16 protein-coding genes are annotated in these 20893 nt (G+C 59.5%); 8 read left to right on the top strand and 8 right to left on the bottom strand.

Annotated elements, in window-relative coordinates:
* Positions 1–3: 3 nt before the first annotated feature.
* On the top strand, positions 4–837 hold the full coding sequence (gene otnI, locus VE934_RS00875; RefSeq protein WP_324883373.1) for a 2-oxo-tetronate isomerase: 834 nt from the start codon (positions 4–6) through the stop codon (positions 835–837).
* On the opposite strand, the gene VE934_RS00870 is transcribed toward otnI, so the two are convergent.
* Positions 812–1633, bottom strand: a complete 822-nt coding sequence (locus tag VE934_RS00870) for a DUF72 domain-containing protein (protein WP_324883688.1) — start codon at positions 1631–1633, stop codon at positions 812–814. The genes otnI and VE934_RS00870 overlap by 26 nt on opposite strands.
* A gap of 173 nt (positions 1634–1806) precedes the next feature.
* On the opposite strand from VE934_RS00870, the gene VE934_RS00865 reads away from it, so the two are divergent.
* Together VE934_RS00865 and VE934_RS00860 are read left to right on the top strand one after the other, a co-directional pair.
* Complete coding sequence (locus tag VE934_RS00865; RefSeq protein ID WP_324883371.1) at positions 1807–3279, top strand: M20 family metallopeptidase; 1473 nt, start codon at positions 1807–1809, stop codon at positions 3277–3279.
* Positions 3279–4205, top strand: a complete 927-nt coding sequence (locus VE934_RS00860) for a lysophospholipase (RefSeq protein ID WP_324883369.1) — start codon at positions 3279–3281, stop codon at positions 4203–4205. The genes VE934_RS00865 and VE934_RS00860 overlap by 1 nt, the downstream gene beginning before the upstream one ends.
* A gap of 65 nt (positions 4206–4270) precedes the next feature.
* Here VE934_RS00860 and VE934_RS00855 read toward each other — a convergent pair whose 3' ends face one another.
* From VE934_RS00855 to VE934_RS00845, 3 genes are all read right to left on the bottom strand, one after another.
* Positions 4271–5434 (bottom strand): MFS transporter, encoded by a 1164-nt coding sequence (locus VE934_RS00855; protein ID WP_324883367.1) that lies wholly within the window; start codon positions 5432–5434, stop codon positions 4271–4273.
* Between the two features lie 3 nt (positions 5435–5437).
* A complete protein-coding gene (locus tag VE934_RS00850) occupies positions 5438–6172 on the bottom strand; it encodes a 16S rRNA (uracil(1498)-N(3))-methyltransferase (RefSeq protein ID WP_324883366.1) in 735 nt (244 codons plus the stop codon).
* A 97-nt stretch (positions 6173–6269) separates the two neighbouring features.
* Positions 6270–7427, bottom strand: coding sequence for an aminoglycoside phosphotransferase family protein (locus tag VE934_RS00845; RefSeq protein ID WP_324883364.1), 1158 nt, complete (start codon positions 7425–7427; stop codon positions 6270–6272).
* 110 nt (positions 7428–7537) lie between these two features.
* Between VE934_RS00845 and VE934_RS00840 the strand changes: the two genes are divergently transcribed.
* The 3 genes from VE934_RS00840 (at position 7538) to rsmA (ending at position 12282) form a co-directional block, all read left to right on the top strand.
* A complete protein-coding gene (locus VE934_RS00840; protein WP_324883362.1) occupies positions 7538–10000 on the top strand; it encodes an LPS-assembly protein LptD in 2463 nt (820 codons plus the stop codon).
* Positions 9993–11396, top strand: a complete 1404-nt coding sequence (locus VE934_RS00835; RefSeq protein ID WP_324883360.1) for a peptidylprolyl isomerase — start codon at positions 9993–9995, stop codon at positions 11394–11396. The genes VE934_RS00840 and VE934_RS00835 overlap by 8 nt, the downstream gene beginning before the upstream one ends.
* A 91-nt stretch (positions 11397–11487) precedes the next feature.
* On the top strand, positions 11488–12282 hold the full coding sequence (gene rsmA / locus VE934_RS00830; RefSeq protein WP_324883359.1) for a 16S rRNA (adenine(1518)-N(6)/adenine(1519)-N(6))-dimethyltransferase RsmA: 795 nt from the start codon (positions 11488–11490) through the stop codon (positions 12280–12282).
* Positions 12283–12522: 240 nt separating this feature from the next.
* On the opposite strand, the gene VE934_RS00825 is transcribed toward rsmA, so the two are convergent.
* From VE934_RS00825 to VE934_RS00810, 4 genes are all read right to left on the bottom strand, one after another.
* A complete protein-coding gene (locus tag VE934_RS00825; RefSeq protein ID WP_324883357.1) occupies positions 12523–12924 on the bottom strand; it encodes a barstar family protein in 402 nt (133 codons plus the stop codon).
* 44 nt (positions 12925–12968) lie between these two features.
* On the bottom strand, positions 12969–13382 hold the full coding sequence (locus VE934_RS00820; protein ID WP_324883355.1) for a ribonuclease domain-containing protein: 414 nt from the start codon (positions 13380–13382) through the stop codon (positions 12969–12971).
* Positions 13383–13563: 181 nt separating this feature from the next.
* Positions 13564–15876, bottom strand: a complete 2313-nt coding sequence (locus VE934_RS00815) for an NADP-dependent malic enzyme (protein WP_324883353.1) — start codon at positions 15874–15876, stop codon at positions 13564–13566.
* Between the two features lie 327 nt (positions 15877–16203).
* Positions 16204–16407 carry a hypothetical protein gene (locus VE934_RS00810; RefSeq protein ID WP_324883351.1) on the bottom strand — a complete coding sequence of 68 codons (204 nt, stop codon included), beginning with the start codon at positions 16405–16407 and terminating at the stop codon, positions 16204–16206.
* Here VE934_RS00810 and VE934_RS00805 point away from each other — a divergent pair.
* A complete protein-coding gene (locus tag VE934_RS00805) occupies positions 16406–18088 on the top strand; it encodes a ShlB/FhaC/HecB family hemolysin secretion/activation protein (RefSeq protein ID WP_324883350.1) in 1683 nt (560 codons plus the stop codon). The two genes, VE934_RS00810 and VE934_RS00805, sit on opposite strands and share 2 nt — an antisense overlap.
* Positions 18089–18109: 21 nt before the next feature.
* A partial coding sequence (locus VE934_RS00800; RefSeq protein WP_324883348.1) for a filamentous hemagglutinin N-terminal domain-containing protein occupies positions 18110–20893 on the top strand: 2784 nt, incomplete at its 3' end.

The following is a 20893-nucleotide window of genomic DNA, read 5'->3' as shown; positions in this document are numbered from 1 at the left end:
GCCATGCCCCAGTTTGCCGCCAACATCAGTTTGATGTACACCGATTTGCCTTTCCTGGACCGCTTTGAAGCTGCGGCCCAGGACGGGTTCAAGGCTGTGGAATACCTCTCCCCTTACAACTGGCCCGCGCAGGAACTCGCGGTCCGATTGAAAGCCCATGGCTTGCAGCAGGTGCTGTTTAACGCGCCGCCGGGCGGGGTGGATTCAGCCAGCATTGACTCGGCCTGGAACGCTGGCGAGAAAGGCACCGCGTGCGTGGCCGGGCGTGAGGATGAATTTCGTGCGGGTCTGGCATTGGCGCTGACCTATGCAGAGGTGCTGGCCTGTCCCCGCATTCATGTGATGGCCGGCCAGGTGCCCGAGGGCATGACACGGGAGGCGGCGCAGACCACCTATCTGGACAATTTGCGCTTTGCCGCCAATCAAGCCGCGCGGGTTGGCGTGGACGTCCTGATCGAGCCCATCAACACGCGGGACATTCCGCGCTTCTTTTTGAACCGGCAGGATCATGCCCATGAGATCCTGGCGGAGGTGGGTTCGCCTCACCTCAAAGTGCAGATGGACCTGTACCACTGCCAGATCGTGGAGGGCGATGTGGCCATGAAACTGCGCAAGTACCTGCCCACCGGCAATGTGAGTCACCTCCAGATTGCCGGTGCGCCCGGGAGGCACGAGCCCGACATGGGTGAGCTCAACTACGCCTATCTGTTTTCAGTGATTGACGAGCTGCAGTACCCGGGCTGGATAGGCTGCGAGTACCGGCCGCTAAACGGCGGTGAACCAGGCGGTACCTCGACCGGTCTGGGCTGGCTCAAGCCTTATCTGCAGCCGCCTTGAAACCCAGCCGCTGCAACAAAGCCATGGCGGCGGCGGGCGCCCGCTCTTTGGCGCCGTTGATGAAAAACACAAAGACGTCGCGGGGTTTGCCGGCAGTAGGCAGCGCAGACACGCGGGGCAGCTCGGGCGGCTCACCACCGCTTGCCCAGAGACGCGCGGTCTCGGCCCATTCGTCCAGCGCCTTGGGCGCGTAGCCGCTTTTGAGGCGCGCCTGACTGCGCATCAGCCGTACGTAAACAAAATCGGAAGTCTGATCTGCAAACGAAGGATAGTCGTCCGAGTCGCAAAAAACAGTGGCGCATTGGTACTTGCGGGCCAACTTCAAATACGCTCCCGACATAAAGCTGGGATGGCGTACATCGAGCACGTGCCGCAATTTGCGGCTACCGGCTTTTTTGGGCAACAGTGCCAAAAAGGCTTCAAAGTCTTCGGCTTCAAATATTTTGCTCGGCATGAATTGCCAGACGAGGGGGCCCAGTTTGTCCCCCAGCTCTTCGATGCCGCTGTCCACAAAACGCGTAATGGACTCCCCAGCTCCGGCCAATTCGCGGCGGTTGGTCGCAAAGCGGTTGGCTTTGAGCGAAAAGACAAAGTCGTCAGGGGTCTCGGCGCGCCACTTCGCAAAAGTGGGTGGCTTGAAGGTGCTGTAGTAGGTGCCGTTGACTTCAATGGCCGTCAGCTGCCGGCTGGCGTAGCCCAGCTCTTTGCTGTGCACAAGGCCCGCCGGGTAAAAGTTGTCGCGCCAGGGCGCGTAGGTCCAGCCGCCTATACCAACGCGAATACCCGGGTTCATCATTTCGATGCTTTTCAAGCACACGCTCCTTCACAGTGTTTTGCGTGTCACCATGGTTGCAGAAAAAGGCCTGGCTTGCCACCTTCCTTCGGTTTTGGGCTGGTGGCGGCTGGCGGGCACGAGTACAGTACGCACAGTCCGGCGGTTTGTCCGTCGGCTCACCCTCCGGAGTCCCTATGAACGCCCCTCTGCACCGCGAAATTCCTGCCGGAATCCTGAACGCCGATGCCGCCCTGTCGCAAGTGAATGCGCAGTGGGACGGTGACATCGTGAAACAAATCTCCGACTACATCACCATCCCGTGCAAGTCACCGACATTCGACAAGGATTGGGCCAGTCACGGGTATATCGACACCGTCATGCGCAATGCCGCCAGCTGGGTGGAGGCACAGAAAGTTGAAAGGCTTACGCTGGAAGTCGTGCGCCTAGAGGGTCGCACGCCGGTGCTGTTTTTTGAAGTGCCCGCCACCAAAAGCGACTCCACAGAAACAGTCTTGATGTACGGCCACCTGGACAAGCAGCCCGAGTTCAACGGCTGGCGCAGCGACCTGGGTCCGTGGACGCCCAAATACGAAGATGGCAAGCTGTTTGGCCGCGGTGGGGCTGATGACGGTTACGCGGTGTATGCCAGCATCGCAGCGATTCAGGCCCTGAAGGCTCAAAACGTGCCGCATCCCCGCATCGTTGGCCTGGTGGAAACCTGCGAGGAAAGTGGCTCGTATGACCTGCTGCCTTATGTTGACGCTTTGCGCCAGCGGCTGGGCGATGTGGGTCTGGTGGTGTGTCTGGACTCAGGCGCCGGCAACTACGACCAGTTGTGGCTGACGACCAGCCTGCGCGGAAATGCAGCCGGCGTGCTGAAAGTTGAAATCCTCACCGAGGGCGTGCATTCGGGCGACGCCAGCGGCCTGGTGCCGTCCAGCTTTCGGATCCTGCGGCAGGTGCTGGACCGGCTTGAAGACAGCAAAACCGGCCGCCTGCTGCCGCAGAGCCTTCACTGCGAGATTCCGGCTGACCGGCTTTTGCAGGCCAAGGCCACCGCGAAAATCCTTGGCGATGAGATCTACAAGCGCTTTCCGTGGGCGCACTACGACTGTGAGGGCGCCAACACCTTCGCCCTGCCCACCACCACCGATCCGGTAGAGGCGCTGCTGAACCGCACCTGGCGCCCCACGCTGAGCGTGACGGGTGCTGAAGGCTTCCCTGCGCTGCAGGATGCGGGCAATGTGCTGCGCCCGTACACCGCCTTCAAGCTCTCGCTGCGTTTTCCGCCGCTGATAGATGCCAGCGCGGCCGTGCAAGAGCTTAAAACCCTGCTTGAAGACAACGCACCGTACCAGGCCAAAGTCACGTTTGAAAGCAATGGCGGCGCCACCGGCTGGAATGCTCCCAGCACAGTGCCCTGGTTTGAAAACGCGCTCAACGACGCCTCGCAAAGTTTTTTTGGCGCACCCTGCGGGACCATCGGTCAGGGCGGAACCATCCCGTTGATGAACATGTTGAGCAAGGGCTTTCCGAAGGCGCAAATGATGGTGTGTGGCGTGCTGGGTCCCCGCAGCAATGCGCACGGGCCGAATGAATTTTTGCACGTGCCCTACGCCAAGAAACTCACTGCGGCCGTGGCCGCTGTCATCGCCAAAATGCCATGATGCAAGCCCAATCGGATCACGACATGAACAAACCTGTGCTGGCGCCCTTTACGGCAAGGGATGGGGAAAACCTGGCCCTGTATGAGTGGCCTGCGCAGGCCTGGCAGCGGGACAGCGATTTGCCGCCGCGGGGGGTGGTGCTGATTGTTCACGGACTGGGAGAACATGCGAGTCGCTATGACCATGTGGCGCGTCAGTTGCTCGACTGGGGCTTTGCGGTGCGAGCGTATGACCAGCGTGGCCACGGTGAATCGGGTGGCGTACGGGGTGGTTTGGCCGGCGATGCCCAGTTGCTGGAGGACCTGGCGGAGGTGGTGGATGACACACGCGATCGCGCGTTGCGCTTGCCGCGTGGCCCGGTTGCGGCAGGTGAGGCTGTCCCGCTGCCGCTGATCTTGCTGGGCCATAGCCTGGGGGGCCTCGTGGTCGGTCGGTTTGTCTCGCTGAAGATTCGCCCCGTGGAGGGACTTGTCATGTCCTCGCCGGCGCTGGACCCGGGTCTCAACAGGGTTCAAAAGCTGTTGCTGGCTACCCTGCCCGCTGTGGCACCCAATTTGCGCGTCAGCAACGGTTTGAATCCTGAATACATTTCTCACGACCCGGAGGTGGTCCGGAAGTACCAAGCCGACCCACTGGTGCACGCAAAGATCTCGGCCAGGCTGGCGAAGTTCATTGCGACCGCAGGCCCTGCCACCGTGGCCGCCGCATCGACTTGGAGCACCCCGACGCTGCTCATGTATGCCGGTAGCGACAAACTAGTCAGCCCCGCGGGTAGCCGGGCGTTTGCCGAGGCGGCGGCCAGCAACGGCGCTGCCCGCGCGCTCACGACCCGGTGTTTCGATGATCTCTATCACGAGATATTCAACGAGCTGGACGCCGAGCCCGTGTTTGCCAGCCTGAAGGCATGGCTGGACGCCCGGTTCTGATTAAAAAGAGCAGTTTGCCCTTTTGTTACGGGCGAGAGCTGCTATTGATTTGGTAGCAAACTGCTTTAGCGAACCCGGCGTTGGAGAACGGCGAGCCAGCCCAAGGCCAGGCCTGTCAGACCTAGAGGCAGCAAAGAGCCCAGGTTCAGCAGCGTCCAGCCCTGGGTGGTAACCAGCACGCCGGACGCCAGTGAGGACAGAGCCAGTACCACGAACACGCAGAAATTCAGCGCCCCTTGCGCCTTGTCTTTTTCTTCGGGTCGATACGCCGTCAAAGCCAGTGTGGTGCTGGCCGTGAACAGAAAATTCCAGCCGAGTCCCAGCAAAAACAGCGCCACTAGAAACTGGTGAAAGTTGACGCCCGAGAGCGCAACCATCACGCAAAGGATGTTGAGCAGGAGGCCCACCCACATGATGGCAAGTGTGCCAAAACGCTTGATCAGATGCCCGGTGAAAAACCCCGGCGCAAACATGCCGATCACGTGCCATTCGAGCACCAGTGCGGCGTCGGAAAAAGGCAGCCCGCAGACCTGCATGGCAATGGGTGTGGCCGCCATCAACAGGTTCATCACCCCAAAGCCCAGTGCGCCAGCCGCAGCGGCCACGATGAAGGCGGGCTGTCGCATGATCTGCAGCAATGGGCGCCCGCCTGCTGCGGATGTTTTGGCCGGCGCGGGCGGAAAGTGCAGGAAGCCCATCAATAGCATGGCCAGCAATGCAACGCCCGCCAGCGCCAGGTAGGCGCCAGCGAATGGAACGTCGGTCAGGGTTCGTGTGCCCGCGGCGAGGTTGGGCCCGGCGATCGCGCCCAGCAGGCCGCCAGCCATGACCAGTGAGACCGCTTTCTCGCGGAATGCGGGCAGGGCCAGCTCGGCGGCTGCAAAGCGGTAAAGCTGTGCATTGGCGTTGTAGTAACCCGCCACAACCGTGGCTGCCACTAACAGCCAGAAGTTTCTGCTGTAAGCCGCGTAACAGCACAACAGGGCGGAACCAAATGCAACAAGCAGCCCAAGTTGAAACGATGCTTTGCGACCGAACCGTTTTTGAGTCAGCGCGACGAGCGTCGTGGAGAGCGCGCCCCCAACCACGTAGCCCATGACCGGCAAAGTAGCCATCCACCCCAGCGGGGCAAGAGCCAGGCCCACCAGGCCGTTGATGGCAATGAAGGTGACGTTGTTGGTCAGAAACAGGCCCTGGCAGATGGCCAACAACCAGAGATTGCGGTTCATCGCTTAAGCCTCCAGAGTCAGCAGTGCGAGGCAAGCAAGCGGCGCTGTTTCGGCCCGAAGAGTGCGCTGCCCCAGGGTGACGGGAACAAAGCCCGCAGCGATGGCGGCGTCCTCCTCGGCGGCACTGAGCCCCCCTTCAGGGCCGCTCAGCAGGGTCACTCCGCCGGGCTTGTCCTCTGTAGCTCGAGCCAGTGAGCGGGTGCCGGTTCGCAGAGAGAGCAACAATCGTGCGGTGGGTTGCGTGGTCGGTTCATTCAGTCCTGCAACCCAGGCGCTCAAAGTGCCGATCTCGTGGATCTCCGGCACACGGTTGCGGCCACACTGCTCGCACGCAGCGATGGCCACACCGCGCCAGTGCGCCAGTTTTTTGTCGGCCCTCTCGGCTTTGAGCCGCAACACGGACCGCTCAGCCATTACCGGCGTGATGCTGGCCACCCCCAGTTCGGTCGCTTTTTCAACCAGCCAGTCCATGCGCTCGTTGGCGGGCATGCCGATAACCAGATGCACCGGTCGGTTAGCTTCGCGCTCCACGGGGTCATGGGCCTGGACCAGGACCTGCACATCGCTGCGTCCCATGCGCTCGATGGTGGCCACAAACTCGCCACCCTGGCTGTTGAAAAGCGTGATGGGGTCGCCGGGTTGCAGACGCAGAACTTGCACATGCCGTGCGGCGCGTTCCGGCAGAGCGATGGAGTCCCCGGTGCGCAAAGCCAGGTCGGCAAAAAACCGCGCCGTCATGAATGCAAACCTAGCCGGGTCGCGGATACGCTATCAAAATAGTAGCTGATGGCGCCCGTGTTTAAACGGCTCCGACCCGATTTCATGCGTAAACGAGTCAAAACGTGTAGCCCACGCGAGTCTCATTGCCCTCGATCTCATCAAGCAACACCATCAGCGGCCCTAGCTGCCGGTAACGGGCACAGGTGGCGCGCGCGTACTGAATAAATCGTGGTGTGTCGGCCAGGTACTTCGGTTTGCCATCGCGCAGAGTCAAGCGCGCAAAAATGCCCAGAATCTTCAAGTGACGCTGCAGGCCCATCCATTCGACAGCGCGGTAATACTCCCCAAAATCCTCGCCTACCGGCAAGCCGGCCTTGCGCGCCTGCTCCCAATAACGCACCGTGATCTCGAGCACAAAATCTTCAGGCCAGCTGATAAAGGCGTCGCGCATCAGGCTGGCGATGTCGTAGGTGATGGGACCATACACGGCGTCCTGGAAATCGAGGACGCCAAGCCGTCCGTCGGCGGCAGAATTTTCCGACGGGCCGCCCCTAGGAAAATTAGCCCCCTCGGGGGGCAGCGAAGTACGCGAAGCGACAAGCGTGGGGGCCACATTTGCCACCATCAGATTGCGCGGCATGAAGTCGCGATGGACATACACCCGGGCGCCGCCCAGAGAATTCAGGTTGCTGGCCTTGATCTGCGCAAACAAGTCATCGAGCTTGCCCTGCAAGCTGCTGTCCAGTGCGATGCTGCGGTGCTTCTGTACGTACCACTCAGGAAACAGCGCCAGCTCTCGGGACAGAAGGGCGTCATCGTAGTCGGGCAGTACCCCCGGGCGCGATGCCAGCTGCCAGGTGACCAACGTGCTGACCGCTTCCCGGTAGAGGTCGTAGGCCAATTGCGAGCGATCCGATTCCGGTTGTTGCTCAATGACATCGAGCATGGTTTTCGCGCCAAGGTCACTTAGCAGCATGAAACCCAGCGCTTCGTCCCAAGCCAGAACCCGGGGCGCATTCAACCCGGCGTCGGCCATGAGCGCAGCCACATGCACGAACGGCTGGCAATTCTCTTGCGCCGGCGGTGCGTCCATGATGATGCAACTGCCACCGGTATTCGTGCTGATCCGGAAATAGCGGCGAAAACTGGCGTCGGCTGATGCCAGCTGAAGCGTCTCGGTTTTTAGAGCATGGGTTTGTGTAATGGCCGCAAGCCAGACGGCAAATGCCTTGGCGCGTTCCGGGTCTGTCCACAGGATGTTAGGGGCGCTCATGCAGGCTTTACGGCCGCTTTACGGCGATTAATCGAAAGAGGGGGCTGGGGGTCGGTGCGCATAGGATAATCGTGCCTGCATTTATAAACGGGTTTTATCTCACACTTCCGATGCATCGCGCATCCCGCTCCCATTTTATTCACTCACCTGTGGCGCATGCCGTGTTCAGCCTCGTGTCTTGTACGGTGCTGGGCCTGGGGCATGGAAGCGCCGCGCATGCGCAAAGCCCTTCCGGCGTTCCCGAGCCTGATCGCCAGGCACCGCTGGTACTGAACCCTGGCGAACTGAAAAGCTCGCCCATGTTGGCCGAGGAGCCTCCGGGCGGGCCGGGCGTTGAGCTGCCCACGTTTGTCACTGGCGATCGCCTGTCGGGTCGCCCGGAGCAGGAAACCGTCATTGACGGCAATGCCGAGTTGCGGCGAGGCGGCTCATCCATACGCGCAAACCGGATCGAATACGACCAGCCCGCCGACATCGTCAAAAGCACGGGTAATGTGCGGGTCAACAGCAATGGCAATCTGTTCAATGGCCCCAACCTCGAAATCAAGCTTGACACGTTTGAGGGTTTTTTTCTGCAGCCTGATTACCGGTTTTTGCAGAACAATGGGAATGGCTCGGCAGACCGGGTCAACTTCATTGACGACAAGCGTTTGATTGCCTACAACGCTACGTTCACAACTTGCCAGAGGGAAGACACGCCCGGCTGGAGGCCGGCTTGGATTGTCACTGCCAGCAGTATCAAGTTCGACAAAGAGGCTGAGGTCGGCGAGGCTTCTGGTGGGGTTCTGCGTTTCATGGGCGTGCCGATTCTGGCCGCGCCCACGTTCAGCTTTCCGCTCAGTGACAAGCGAAAGTCTGGCTTGCTACCACCGACTTATGGAATTGATACCGTCAGTGGCGTTCTCTTGTCCACGCCGTATTACTTCGATATTGCGCCAAATCGCGATGCAACTTTTTCGCCAACCTTCATGGCGAAGCGCGGGGTAGATTTGGCGGGTGAATTTCGTTATCTTGAAAGCAACTATCAAGGGCAGTTGCGGGCTAGTTTGATGCCTAATGACAGATTGCGTAACAAGAATCGCTGGTCGTATAACTACCTGCACAACGGCATATATGACACCGGTCTTAGTTCAGTCAAAGGGGTGGGGCTCAACCTGAATCTGAATCGGGTTGGAGACAATAATTACTGGCGTGATTTTCCTGTCGGCAACTCATATTTGACGCAGCGTTTGTTGACGAACGAAGCCAGCGCAACCTGGGCGAAGGGGGATTTTTCCACGGCTGCCCGCCTGCTTAAGTACCAGACGCTGCAAGACGTTAGCTCTCCGATTGTTCCTCCATATAACCGTCTCCCGCAGATCACGGCAAATTACACCCGCATTAACGCGCCTGTGTACAACCTTAGCGGGCTTGACTACTCGGTTAGTACCGACTACACCCGATTTGAATCAGATCGCCGGCTGACGGGGCAGCCCAATGCCAATCGCGTATTTGCACTAGCGCAAATCAGCCGGCCAACCATCAGTCCGGGCGGATACATCACGCCCAAGTTGATGCTCCATACGACAACCTACCAGTTCGACGGGCCGCTCGTCAACGGTGCGCGCTCTGCTTCGCGCACCGTGCCGACTTTCAGTCTGGACAGCGGCTTGACGTTTGAACGTGAGACCAGTTATTTCGGAAGCCCTTATCTCCAAACCTTGGAGCCGCGAGCTTTTTATGTGCGGACGCCCTACCGTGACCAGAGTACATTGCCGAACTACGACTCAGGTCTCAATGCATTTAACTTCGCCACTCTGTTCACTGAAAATGAGTTCGGGGGTGCTGACCGTATATCTAACTCGAACGTGCTCACCACCGGACTGACGTCCCGGCTACTCGACCCCGATACGGGAGCTGAAGCCTTGCGCTTCGGCGTGGCTCAGCGATTTCGGTTTTCTGAGCAGCGGGTTGCCCTGCCCGGAGGCAAACCGGTGAACGAGCGTGCCAGCGATCTTCTCTTCGGCGCCTCCGTTAACTTGACTCCCGCTTGGTCGCTAGATGGCACGGTCCAATACAACCCCAAGACAGACATCTCCGAGCGCGCGACTTTTGGTGGCCGCTACAGTCCCAGCAATTACCGTGTAGTCAGTGCTGCTTTTCGTCGCACCCGCAATGTGAGTCAGCAGGTGGACATAGGATGGCAATGGCCGATCAACGACTTGTGGGGTGACAAGGGGAAAGACCTGGGTGTCGGGCGTGGGCAGGGTCCGGGCCGCTTGTACACCGTAGGGCGGTTGAACTACAGCGTGCCGGACAAGAAATTTGTGGATATGGTGCTAGGTCTTGAGTACGAGAGCTGCTGCTGGATCGGTCGAGTGGTACTGGAGCGTAGTAGTCAGCTAGGTCGAGTGGAGCCAGTGCCGAGTCAACAAAGCCGCGTGGCCAACAGCACGCGCTTGTTGTTCCAGCTAGAGTTCATTGGGTTTTCTCGAATAGGCTCTAATCCTCTGAAAACCTTGAAGGCGAACGTTCCCCGTTATCAATATCTGGGCGAGAGCACTACACCTAGCCGTTTTACCAACTATGACTAAATCATTTATTCCAAACCTCCGCCTGCCTCTGATTGCCGCAATGATTGCAACGCTCGGTGCACCCGCTCTCCTCGCACAGGTGCAGACGCAGCGTTCTCCTTTTCAACTACGTTTGCCGAATTTGGGCGGACCCAGCGCCGCTGCTGGCGTTGCTACCGGCGCTCAGCGACAGGCCGACTACATTGTGGCGGTTGTCAACTCCGAACCCGTGACCAACAACGAGGTGCGCGCAAGGATGTTGCGCACCGAGCAGCAGATGAGGCAGCAGGCAGCGCCCGTGCCCCCGCGCCCCGAATTTGCTCGCCTGGTGCTGGAGCGCATCATCAACGAGCGCGCGCAGCTACAGCTTGCAAGAGAAAATGGCGTTCAGGTAACCGAAAGCGCGGTCGACGACGCCGTGGCTAATGTCGCCCGGCAAAACCAGCTCTCGGTTGACGAGCTGCGCCGGCGAATGACGGCAGATGGCCTCGCCTTCAGCCAGTTCCGCGGGGATTTGCGCAATGAACTTTTGTTGACCCGTGTTCGTGAGCGTGAGCTTGAAGGCCGTGCAAGGATCAGTGAGCAGGAAATCGATCAGTTCCTGCGTGATCAGGAAAGCGGGACCGGGGCTTCTGCGATGGAGATAAATTTGGCGCAGATTCTTGTTGCCGTCCCCGATAATGCAGGCGCTGCAGAACTTGCAACTCTTCAGGCGCGTGCCCAGCTCGCAGCCGAACGCGCCCGCTCTGGCGCAGACTTCGCCGGGCTTGTTAAGGAGTTCTCAAGCGTACCGGGGCGGGGGGGTGACGGCCAGATGGGCCTGGCAGCAGCGGACCGTTATCCGCCGCTTTTTGTAGAAGCCACGCAAACTGTGCCGATCGGAGGCGTGACCGGCCCCGTGCGCAGCGGTGCAGGTTTTCATGTCCTCAAAGTGATCGAAAAAAAGCGGGCGGGCATGCCTGGTGCAGCCGTGAACGAGACGCGTGCCCGCCACATATTGCTTCGTCCCAGTGCGCAACTTACGGAAGCCGCTGCGATTGCACGACTGGCCGACTTCCAGAAGCGAATTGCAGCCGGCCAGGCGGACTTTGCGGCGCTCGCTCGTGAACACAGTCAGGACGGGTCCGCAAAGGAGGGTGGCGATCTGGGTTGGGCCAGCCCGGGAATGTTTGTGCCGGAGTTTGAAGAGCGCATGAACAGTCTTGCACCGGGACAGATGAGTGACCCACTGGTTTCCCGTTTTGGGGTTCATCTTTTACAGGTGGTAGAGCGCCGCACCACCAAACTCGCGCCGCGTGAGCAACGCGAGGCAATTCGCGAGATGCTGCGAGAAAAAAAACTGGATGAATCCTATTTGACTTGGTCGCAGGAGGTGCGAGGTCGCGCGTATGTGGAGTACCGGGAACCGCCTCAGTAGGTATGGGACCTAAGTTCGTCACTGCCTCCTATGGGGGCCGCTGCGCCAACAGCCCGGCAAAGCCGGTTTCAATTACCATCTTCAGAGTAACGTGAAACACATCCCGCGCAAGCGATTCGGGCAGCATTTTCTCGTCGATCAGCTGATCATCGAAGCCATCGTCGATTTGATTGCGCCGCGTCCCGGACAACGTGTCGTGGAAATTGGGCCGGGTATGGCTGCGTTGACGCAGCCGCTTGCAGAAAGGCTGGGGCAACTTACCGTGATTGAGCTGGACCGCGATCTTGCGGTCCAGTTACGTCAACACCCTCAGCTTCATGTCATCGAATCTGACGTGTTGAAGGTGGATTTTCTTCAGCTGGCACAGTCCCTTGCCGAACACACTCCGGCTCCTGGACCCAAGCTTCGTGTGGTCGGCAACTTGCCCTACAACATCTCGACGCCTATTCTTTTTCATTTGCTTGATGCGGTCGACGTGATCGAAGATCAGCACTTCATGTTGCAAAAGGAAGTGATTGACCGCATGGTCGCACGACCCGCTACGGGGAATTACGGCCGTCTGAGCGTGATGCTGCAATGGCGCTATGCGATGGAGAACGTGTTGTTTGTGCCACCGCAAAGTTTCGATCCACCGCCTCGCGTGGACAGCGCCATCGTCCGGATGGTTCCCCACGCTGCGCCTGAAAAGGTTGACGTGCAACTTTTGAGTGAACTGGTCAAAGTGGCTTTTAGCCAGCGTCGCAAGTTGCTGCGGCATTCGTTAGGGAAATGGCTGGAACTGCGGGGATGGACCCAGCCGTTTGATCTTCAGCGTCGTGCGGAGGAGGTTCCGGTTGCTGAGTATGTAACTCTCGCCCAGGCGCTCGCTTCTAAATCGCCCGGATGATGCGGGTGCGTCGTTTCCAGCGATAAAAAAAGCCCGTCAACTAACGGGCCTTTTTATTGGGCGTGGCCGACGGTCAGGCGGCTGCCAACCAGTATCCCGCGTTAAACGGACTGCTCATGCGCAGCGCCAGGGGCGACACGTCTAGCAGTTTGTCGGTTGGCATCGGCTCTTCACCGTCTGCGCTGTTTGCTTGCTGGGCCTCATTCGCCCGATCCCCTTGGCCAATGTCTGGGGAGCGGGCTACAGAAAAGAATAGAAACATCTGAACGGGACCTTTCGGTCTGCCCAGTAATCTGCGGCATCCCGGAAGATGTCGAGCAGCTGTTCGCGCGCCTCTTTGTCAAATTTTGCGTTGGCAGGAATCTGCTCCAGCAAAACAATAAAACCGGGCTGCGGGCCGGACTTGTGAACCAGGTCCGTCATGCAGTCGTAAAGCGCATCAAAGTTTTTACCAAAATGCGCAGGGAATGTGTACTGTGCCGCAATCATGTCCAGCACATCCTGTTTGCTCTGGGCATTGCCCAGATTTGCATACAGAAAGTGTTGGCCCAGATGTGTGGCGGCCTCCTGCAAGTCCTGCACGCGAAAAGCGCGTATGGACTGCACGATATTGGGTCTAACAGTACGAAGTGGCATATCCATCTCCGCGTCTCTTTCTTAAGTCAAAAACTCAAAGTTGATGATCACTACTGCTGAACCGTCTGCACGATGCGGCGAAAACTCGCGTAATGATCATCGGTGTAATAACAAGCATCGGGTGTGGTGGGTGCAAAACCACCACAAACAATGCGCCGGGCGCCCCGACTTTGATTTCCAGGTGTTTTGACGGTGTATTCGCGGTAGTACCCGCGATTTTTGGGCGGGAGGATTTTTTCCCGATTGCCAAACACCGAGCCGTCCTTGTCGTACTTGAACGGCCCCCCCTGATAAATCTTCTGAACCATGTCGCGCCCCTGCACTGGCAACTCGGATATGGCAACAGTTCCGACAACGGGGGCCAGCTCCTTGGCCTCAATCCCCCCGGTTACGAATCCCGCGCTAAAAACAGCCAGCACGACTGCCGCGGTCAACCGCCAACCAGCCCTACTTTTTCGCAACATGAAAATGTCTTTCTTGAACATGCCCCAGCAAAGCTGGCCACGTGTCCCGGGTTAACCCCTAAATTTCAAGAGACAGAGTTTGACTCATTCCAGCGGAAAACGCAAGTACCTGCTCAAAAACTAGGCAACCTGATGTCGGTTCCAGGCCCGGGTAAGTTAGCGCTAGCTGTCAATTAACGCCTTATCGGCCAGCGTTCGCGTCGGCCACGGTCAATGCTGTCATATTGACAATCCGGCGCACGGTCGTGCTGGCAGTCAAAATGTGCATGGGTTTGCTGGCGCCCAGTAGCACAGGGCCGATGGCGATGTTGCCGCCAGCCGCGGTCTTAAGCAGGTTGTAAGCGATATTCGCCGCATCGATGTTGGGCAACACCAGCAAGTTGGCCTGTCCGGCCAATGTGCTGTTGGGCATCACAGCTTCCCTGGCTGCCGCGTCCAGGGCAACATCGCCGTGCATCTCGCCGTCAACTTCCAGCCACGGCGCGTTGGCGCGCAGCAACTCAAGGGTTCGGCGCATTTTCAGCGCGCTGGGCAGATTGGATGAGCCGAAATTGGAGTGCGACAACAGAGCTACTTTGGGGTTGATGCCGAAGCGCAACATTTCCTCCGCGGCAAGCGTTGTGATTTCCGCAAGCTGTTCAGCGGTAGGGTCATAGTTGACGTGTGTGTCCACCAAAAATATCTGGCGATCGGGCAGCATCAAGCCGTTCATGCACGCATAGGTGCAAACGCCAGCACGTTTGCCGATGACCTGGTCTAGATAGTCGAGATGATGGGAGGTGGTGCCCCAGGTACCGCAGATCAGTCCGTCCACGTCGCCCTTGTGCAGCAGCATGCCGGCAATCAGCGTCAGGCGGCGACGCATTTCGATCTTCGCCATTTGGGCGGTCACGCCCCGGCGCTCTGTCAGTCGGTGATAGGTTTGCCAGAAGTCCCGGTACCGGTGGTCCTGCTCGACGTTGACAATGTCATAGTCCAGCTCTTCCTTCAGGCGCAAACCAAACTTTTCAATGCGTTGCGCGATGACTTTCGGTCGACCGATCAGGGTCGGGCGCGCCAGGCCCTCGTCCACAACGATCTGGCAGGCGCGCAGCACGCGCTCCTCTTCGCCTTCGGCATAGGCCACGCGCTTTTTTTCGGCTTTTTTGGCGGCTGCAAAAATGGGCTTCATCGTTGTGCCGGACGCGTAGACAAAACTCTGAAGCCTTTCGCTGTAAGCGTCCATGTCAGTGATCGGTCGCAAGGCCACACCACTGTCTGCAGCTGCCTGTGCGACGGCCGGCGCAATTTTCATCATCAGGCGCGGATCAAATGGCTTGGGGATCAGATACTCCGGCCCAAAGGCGAGCTGGGCTCCCGCATAGGCTGCAGCAACCACCTCACTTTGTTCGGCCTGCGCGAGTTCTGCGATCGCATGCACGGCTGCGATTTCCATCTCGACCGTAATGGTTGAAGCACCGGCATCGAGGGCGCCACGGAAAATGTAGGGGAAGCACAGGACGTTGTTGACCTGATTCGGGTAGTCGGTCCGGCCTGTGGCCATGATGGCGTCGTCGCGGACTGACTTGACGTCCTCGGGCGTGATTTCCGGGTTTGGGTTAGCCAAGGCAAAAATGATCGGCTTGGCCGCCATCTTTTCGACCATTTCTTTCTTGAGCACGCCGCCTGCAGAAAGGCCCAGAAATATGTCAGCGCCTTCGATAATGTCGCTCAGGCTTCTCGCGTTTGTCTTTTGTGCAAACTGGATCTTGTCTTCGTCCATCAGTTCGGTGCGGCCTTCATAAACCACACCAGCGAGATCCGTCACGAAAATGTTTTCGCGCGGGATCCCCAGCTTGAGGAGCAGGTTGAGGCACGCCAGCGCTGCGGCACCGGCGCCGGAGGTAACCAGTTTTACCTGCTTCGGATCTTTTCCAACAACTTTCAGCGCGTTCAACATCGCTGCACCGACCGTGATGGCTGTTCCATGCTGATCGTCATGGAACACCGGGATTTTCATGCGCTTGCGCAGCTCGCGCTCTATATAGAAACAGTCGGGTGCCTTGATGTCTTCCAGGTTGATCGCGCCGAAGGTTGGCTCAAGTGAGGCAATGATGTCGACAAGGCGCGCCGGATCCTTTTCGTCAATCTCAATGTCGAACACGTCGATACCGGCGAATTTTTTGAAGAGGACGCCCTTGCCTTCCATGACCGGTTTGGACGCCAGGGGGCCAATATCGCCCAGACCTAGAACGGCCGTCCCGTTGGTGATCACTGCGACCAAGTTACCCCGGCTGGTGTACTTGAAAGCTGCGTTGGGGTCCTTGACGATTTCCTCGCAAGGTGCGGCAACGCCTGGAGAGTAGGCCAACGCCAAATCGCGCTGGTTGATCAACTGCTTGGTTGCTGCGACCGCAATTTTCCCTGGCGTTGGAAACTCGTGGTATTCCAGTGCTGCGCGGCGCAGCTCCTCACGTTTTTCCTGACTGTTGGGAACGGCGGTTTCTAGGGGCATGTCTTGTCTCCGAAGGGCGATCACTTGGGATCGCTGGTTTTTATTGGGTTCGCGATTGTAGGCCGAGCGCCGGGAAAACCCTAGTAAGTGGATCTACGCAATGTCGGGCCTCAGCCGACTCCCTGAAACGGATGATGCAGGATGGCGGAAATAATGTGCATTTCGCACAAATTAGATGCTCTTGACGACAAAAGCGCGCGATTAATGATTATCGACTGATGATCACCTTGCTGTATAGATGTGACATTGTTTTGCCGTTGTGGACTCTACAGCCCACGTTCTAGGCTGTACCTGACTGTCCAAATCTGCGGCGCAGCCAGGGATTGGTCACAGATTTGCAAAAATCCTTTGTAACCGATCAAATGAAAGTCTTTGTAAAACATTGAGTTGCGAGCAGAATCGAAGGTTGGGTATCCAAAGCAACACCAGCCGAAAAGGCGCTGCCCATTTGCTGGTCGTGCCATTGAAAAAACAGCGGGACATTTTGAATTCCTCCATTGCATCTTCTTTTGCTGCGGTCTGGCTATTCATGCTGGCAGCGTCCGCCTGTCCGGGTGTTTTTGCACAGCAACGCCAAAGACCCGACGCCGGTACGCTTCAAGAGCCGCTGCGCCAGATCCCGTTGTTGCCGCTTCCCGGCGCGCCCCAGATCGGTCTGCCTGATGCAAAGCCCGCGGTAAAAGCAGCGCCGTCGGTTCGCATCACGCCCACTGCGTTTCGCTTTCAGGGCAATACTGTTTTCGACGGTGACACCCTCGCCGCTGTTGTCGCAGAACGGATCAACCAGCCAACCGATCTGACCGGGCTTCAGGATGTCGCCTCTCTCATCAGCAAGCACTATCGGTCCCGCGGCTACCTTCTCACTGAAGCCTATCTGCCAGAACAGGCTTTCCAGGCTACCGGAGGAACCGTAACCATTGCAGTGATTGAGGCCCGTATCGGCAACGTGCGCGTTCGGCTGGATGGCGAGCATGGCCCGGCATTGTTTGCGCAAGGCATCGTGAGCGCCAACCTGCCCTCGGGAGCCTTGATCACCGAGAACATGCTGGACAAACCGGTGCTGTTGTTGCGTGACCTGGCGGGCATGGACGCCAGCGCGACTGTTGAGCCCGGTGCAACCACGGGACAAGCCGACGTTACGGTAACCCTCCGCCCGCAGGGCTTGCTGGTGGATGGGTCGGTGAGTCTCGATAACTCCGGGGCCCGGGCGGCGGGAGCGCTCCGCATGACCACCAGCCTGAATGTCAGCAATCTGGCTGGGCGCGGGGACGTTTTCAGCGCGCGTGTGCAGGCCAGCGAGTCGTATCGCAGCGAGCTTTACCGCGTCGCTTATGGAGTGCCTGTCGATACGACCGGAACCCGATTGGCGGTCAGCGCCGCGCACACCCGTTACAACCTCGGCAAACAATTCGCAGCCCTGGGCGCAACCGGGCGTGCGGATGTGCAAGACATTTCATTGTCCCGAGCCCTGGTTCGCTCCCGGGCAAGCAATATGTATGGCCTGGTGAGCCTCGAGCACAAAAAATTCAGCGACGAAATTTCGATGCCTGCCAACGAGAGCAAGCGGCGCATCGTTTCCGTACGCCTGGGGCTGCTGGGAAACTTCTCGGACGAGACAGGCGCGGGTGCCTCCAGCAGCTACGCCTTGGGCGCAACCCTTGGCCGCGTGAAGCTTGACGCCGCGAGTTTTGGCTTTGATCAGGGTGCTGGCGGTCCGCAGACTGCCGGAGGATTCAAAAAATATAACCTTGAATTCCAGCGCACTCAGTTTTTCAACAATCCCGCCAGCATTCATGTCAATTTTCAGGCCCAGCTGGCATCCAAAAATCTGGCTTCGGCTGAAAAAATGGCGCTGGGTGGCCCAACTGGCGTGCGGGGCTATCCCGTAGGCGAAGGTGTCGGCGACGCCGGCGTGCTGCTGAATCTGGAGACCCGTTACCAACTGCCTGCTCCTTTGACGCTGTTTGGCGAGCCGGTGAGCGTTGCTGCCTTTTATGACTACGGCACGGTCAAGTTCAATCAGGACAACACCGCCACGGGTGGGGTCAACCGGCTTGCCCTGGGGTCCGTCGGGGTCGGTGTGCTTGCAGGGCGTGTCAATCACTTCCTCATCACAGCGTACCTCGCGTGGCGCACCACCGACCTGTCGCCCACCACGGGCGACCCGGATCGCGCACCACGGGCCTGGGTCACTGCCCAGAAGTGGTTCTAGATCCGACAGCCACAAGTAGCCATGCATACGCCTCCAGCCAAACACTGCACCTACCGTCCCTGGGCGGTCCGTACGGTAGTGGTACGCCTGTCACGCAAGCTCACGGCTACTTACCGTATTCGCATCGGGCGTGCGTTGTCGCATCTTCTGGCTGTCATGCTTTCAGGTATCGCTCCGCAGGTGATGGCGCTACCAGCCGATGGCACCGTGGTTGGTGGGCAGGCAACGATCACCACACCGACTGCCAACTCCATGGTGGTCAATCAGGTCAGCGACAAAGCCATTCTGAACTGGCAAAGCTTCAATATTGGGGCCGGTCAGTCGATGCAATTCGTGCAGCCCAGCGCTGCCGCTGTTGCCTTAAACCGCGTCATTGGCAACGATGCGTCGAAGATATACGGTTCACTTCGCGCCAACGGACAGGTTTTCCTGATCAACCCTTCGGGTGTCATGTTTGCTCCCGGCGCACAGGTTAACGTCGGCGGCTTGGTCGCATCCACCTTGGCCATTGGCAATGAAGATTTCATGGCGGGCCGCTACACCTTCAGCAGTTCAGGAGGCAGTGGCAGCGTGGCCAATCACGGCAACATCACGGTGGCGCGGGGTGGGTACGTTCTGCTCGCGGCGCCCAGCGTCAGCAACACGGGGTCCATTACTACCGATGCCGGTGCGACTGGCCTTGTTGCTGGCTCCCGGGTCACGCTGGACACATCCGGCGCCGGACTGGTCCGCTTTTCTGTGGATGCGGCGGCAGTTGACGCGGTAGCCGCCAACAGCGGCGTCATTACTGCCCAGGGCGGGCAGGTCGCGGTGCTGGCCAGCGCGTTGGGTGATGCCATGGCCACCGTCGTTAACCAAAGTGGTGTGATCCGCGCTACATCAGCGACCGAGAGCAACGGCATGATTGTGCTCAGCGGGGGTCGCAATGGTGTGGTACATGTTTCCGGCGAGCTCGATGCCAGTGGCGGCGCTTCAGGTCAGACCGGTGGCACGGTCAAGGTACTCGGCGACAAGGTGGTTCTCGCCTCTGTCGCCAGCATCGACGCGTCGGGTTCCTCGGGTGGCGGCACGGTGCTGGTTGGCGGAAACTATCAAGGCAAGGGTGCGGAGCAAAACGCGGCGGTGACACTGGTGTCTTCGGGCGCGACCATCGATGCCAGCGCGACCCGTTCCGGCGACGGCGGTAAGGTGGTGGTCTGGGCCGACGGCGCTACCGGGTTTTATGGCGCCATCAAAGCCACAGGGGGAGCGGACGCAGGCAATGGTGGCTTTGCAGAGGTGTCTGGCAAACAGACCCTTGCATTTGATGGTGCTGCCAATTTGAGTGCGCCACGCGGCAGCGCGGGCACCTTGCTGCTTGACCCCCTGAATATCGTTGTCAGCGCCGCAGGGCCGGCCACCTATGCGGATGTCAGCACATTTGCAGCCCAGGCCGGCACCACCCAAACGGTTTCCACGGCGACCCTCAATGCGGTTGCCGGCAACATCACGCTGCAGGCAAGCAATGACATCTCCCTGAACACGGCGTTTACCGTCGTTGCGGGCAAGAGCGTCAGTTTTGAAGCCAACAACAACATCAATATAACGACGGGCAACACACTGGCCACTTCGGGCGGTGGCGCCATCACGCTCAAGGCTGATGCCGACGGGCTGGGCGGAGGCAATCTGGCGCTAGGCGCAGCCCTCACCTCGCAAGGGGGGGCCATCACCCTGTCGGGCGCTAACATTACCGGCACGGCTGCCGGCACTGTCACTTCGACGGGTGCGAGCAACACGAACGGCGGCGCGGTCAATATCACGGCGACTGGCACCGTCAATCTGGCTGGCGCCATAACCACCACGGGCGGCACGGCCACGGCAGGCAATATTGGGCGCAACGCTGGGGCGGTCAGCATGACAGGCGCGGGCGTCACGGCGGCAGCGATTAGCGCCAGCGGCAGTAGCGGCGTGACAACAGGCGACCGGTCGGGAGGTGCTGGCGCGGCGGTGAGCATCACATCCACAAACGGGATCACCCAGACCGGCACCATCGCGGCCAGCGGGGGAGCTGGTGTCAACAACGGCGCAGGCGGCAACGCCGGCACGATCACTATATCCAACAGCGGCACGGGCAACATCAGCACCGGCGCGCTGACGGTGCAGACCGGCAGCGCTGCTGGCACGGGGGCAGGCGGCGATGCCAGCGGCACCCGGGTCAGCGTGACCAACACGGCAGCGGCGGGCACGCTGACGACAGGGGCGATAACCACGACGGGTGGCACAAAGGGTCATGGAGGCAACGTGGTGCTGAGTTCGGCAGGAACGGCCGCAAGCGGCAACATCACCACATCAGGCGGCACGACCCTGACGGGCAACAGCGGGCGCAACGCAGGCACGGTCAGCATCACAGGTGCCGGTGTCAACCGGGGTGCCAGCACCATCACAGCCAGTGGCTCGGCCGGTGTGGGCACCAGCCAGACCGGAGGCAACGGTGCGGCAGTCAGCGTCACCAGCACAGACGGCGTGACGGGCACGGGCCTGATCTCTGCCAGCGGCGGTGCCGGCTCAGCCACCAACGGCGCAGGTGGCAACGCGGGCTCAATCGCGATAGCCAACTCTGGCGCAGGCGCCATCACGACCGGCGCGCTGACGGTGCAGACCGGTGCAGCGGTAGGCACGGGCTTGGGCGGCACGGCGGGCTCAGTAAGTGTGACCAACAACGCTGCAGGCGCCAATGTCACCACAGGGGCGATCAACACCGCTGGCTTTGCCAAAGGGGCAGGCGGGAACATCAGCATCAGCGCAGCCGGCGCTGGTGTGCTGAGC

Source organism: Polaromonas sp. (assembly GCF_035638815.1).
Lineage (GTDB): Bacteria > Pseudomonadota > Gammaproteobacteria > Burkholderiales > Burkholderiaceae_C > Polaromonas.
Note: the sequence above shows the minus strand (reverse complement) of the source record. Positions and strands in the feature narration are given on the sequence as shown.

What these genes read in the sequence shown, in the direction of transcription:
- otnI (WP_324883373.1), top strand. Translation starts at nt 4, where the DNA reads ATGCCCCAGTTTGCCGCCAACATCAGTTTGATGTACACCGATTTGCCT.
- VE934_RS00870 (WP_324883688.1), bottom strand. Translation starts at nt 1,633, where the DNA reads ATGATGAACCCGGGTATTCGCGTTGGTATAGGCGGCTGGACCTACGCG.
- VE934_RS00865 (WP_324883371.1), top strand. Translation starts at nt 1,807, where the DNA reads ATGAACGCCCCTCTGCACCGCGAAATTCCTGCCGGAATCCTGAACGCC.
- VE934_RS00860 (WP_324883369.1), top strand. Translation starts at nt 3,279, where the DNA reads ATGCAAGCCCAATCGGATCACGACATGAACAAACCTGTGCTGGCGCCC.
- VE934_RS00855 (WP_324883367.1), bottom strand. Translation starts at nt 5,434, where the DNA reads ATGAACCGCAATCTCTGGTTGTTGGCCATCTGCCAGGGCCTGTTTCTG.
- VE934_RS00850 (WP_324883366.1), bottom strand. Translation starts at nt 6,172, where the DNA reads ATGACGGCGCGGTTTTTTGCCGACCTGGCTTTGCGCACCGGGGACTCC.
- VE934_RS00845 (WP_324883364.1), bottom strand. Translation starts at nt 7,427, where the DNA reads ATGAGCGCCCCTAACATCCTGTGGACAGACCCGGAACGCGCCAAGGCA.
- VE934_RS00840 (WP_324883362.1), top strand. Translation starts at nt 7,538, where the DNA reads ATGCATCGCGCATCCCGCTCCCATTTTATTCACTCACCTGTGGCGCAT.
- VE934_RS00835 (WP_324883360.1), top strand. Translation starts at nt 9,993, where the DNA reads ATGACTAAATCATTTATTCCAAACCTCCGCCTGCCTCTGATTGCCGCA.
- VE934_RS00825 (WP_324883357.1), bottom strand. Translation starts at nt 12,924, where the DNA reads ATGGATATGCCACTTCGTACTGTTAGACCCAATATCGTGCAGTCCATA.
- VE934_RS00820 (WP_324883355.1), bottom strand. Translation starts at nt 13,382, where the DNA reads ATGTTGCGAAAAAGTAGGGCTGGTTGGCGGTTGACCGCGGCAGTCGTG.
- VE934_RS00815 (WP_324883353.1), bottom strand. Translation starts at nt 15,876, where the DNA reads ATGCCCCTAGAAACCGCCGTTCCCAACAGTCAGGAAAAACGTGAGGAG.
- VE934_RS00805 (WP_324883350.1), top strand. Translation starts at nt 16,406, where the DNA reads ATGCTGGCAGCGTCCGCCTGTCCGGGTGTTTTTGCACAGCAACGCCAA.
- VE934_RS00810 (WP_324883351.1), bottom strand. Translation starts at nt 16,407, where the DNA reads ATGAATAGCCAGACCGCAGCAAAAGAAGATGCAATGGAGGAATTCAAA.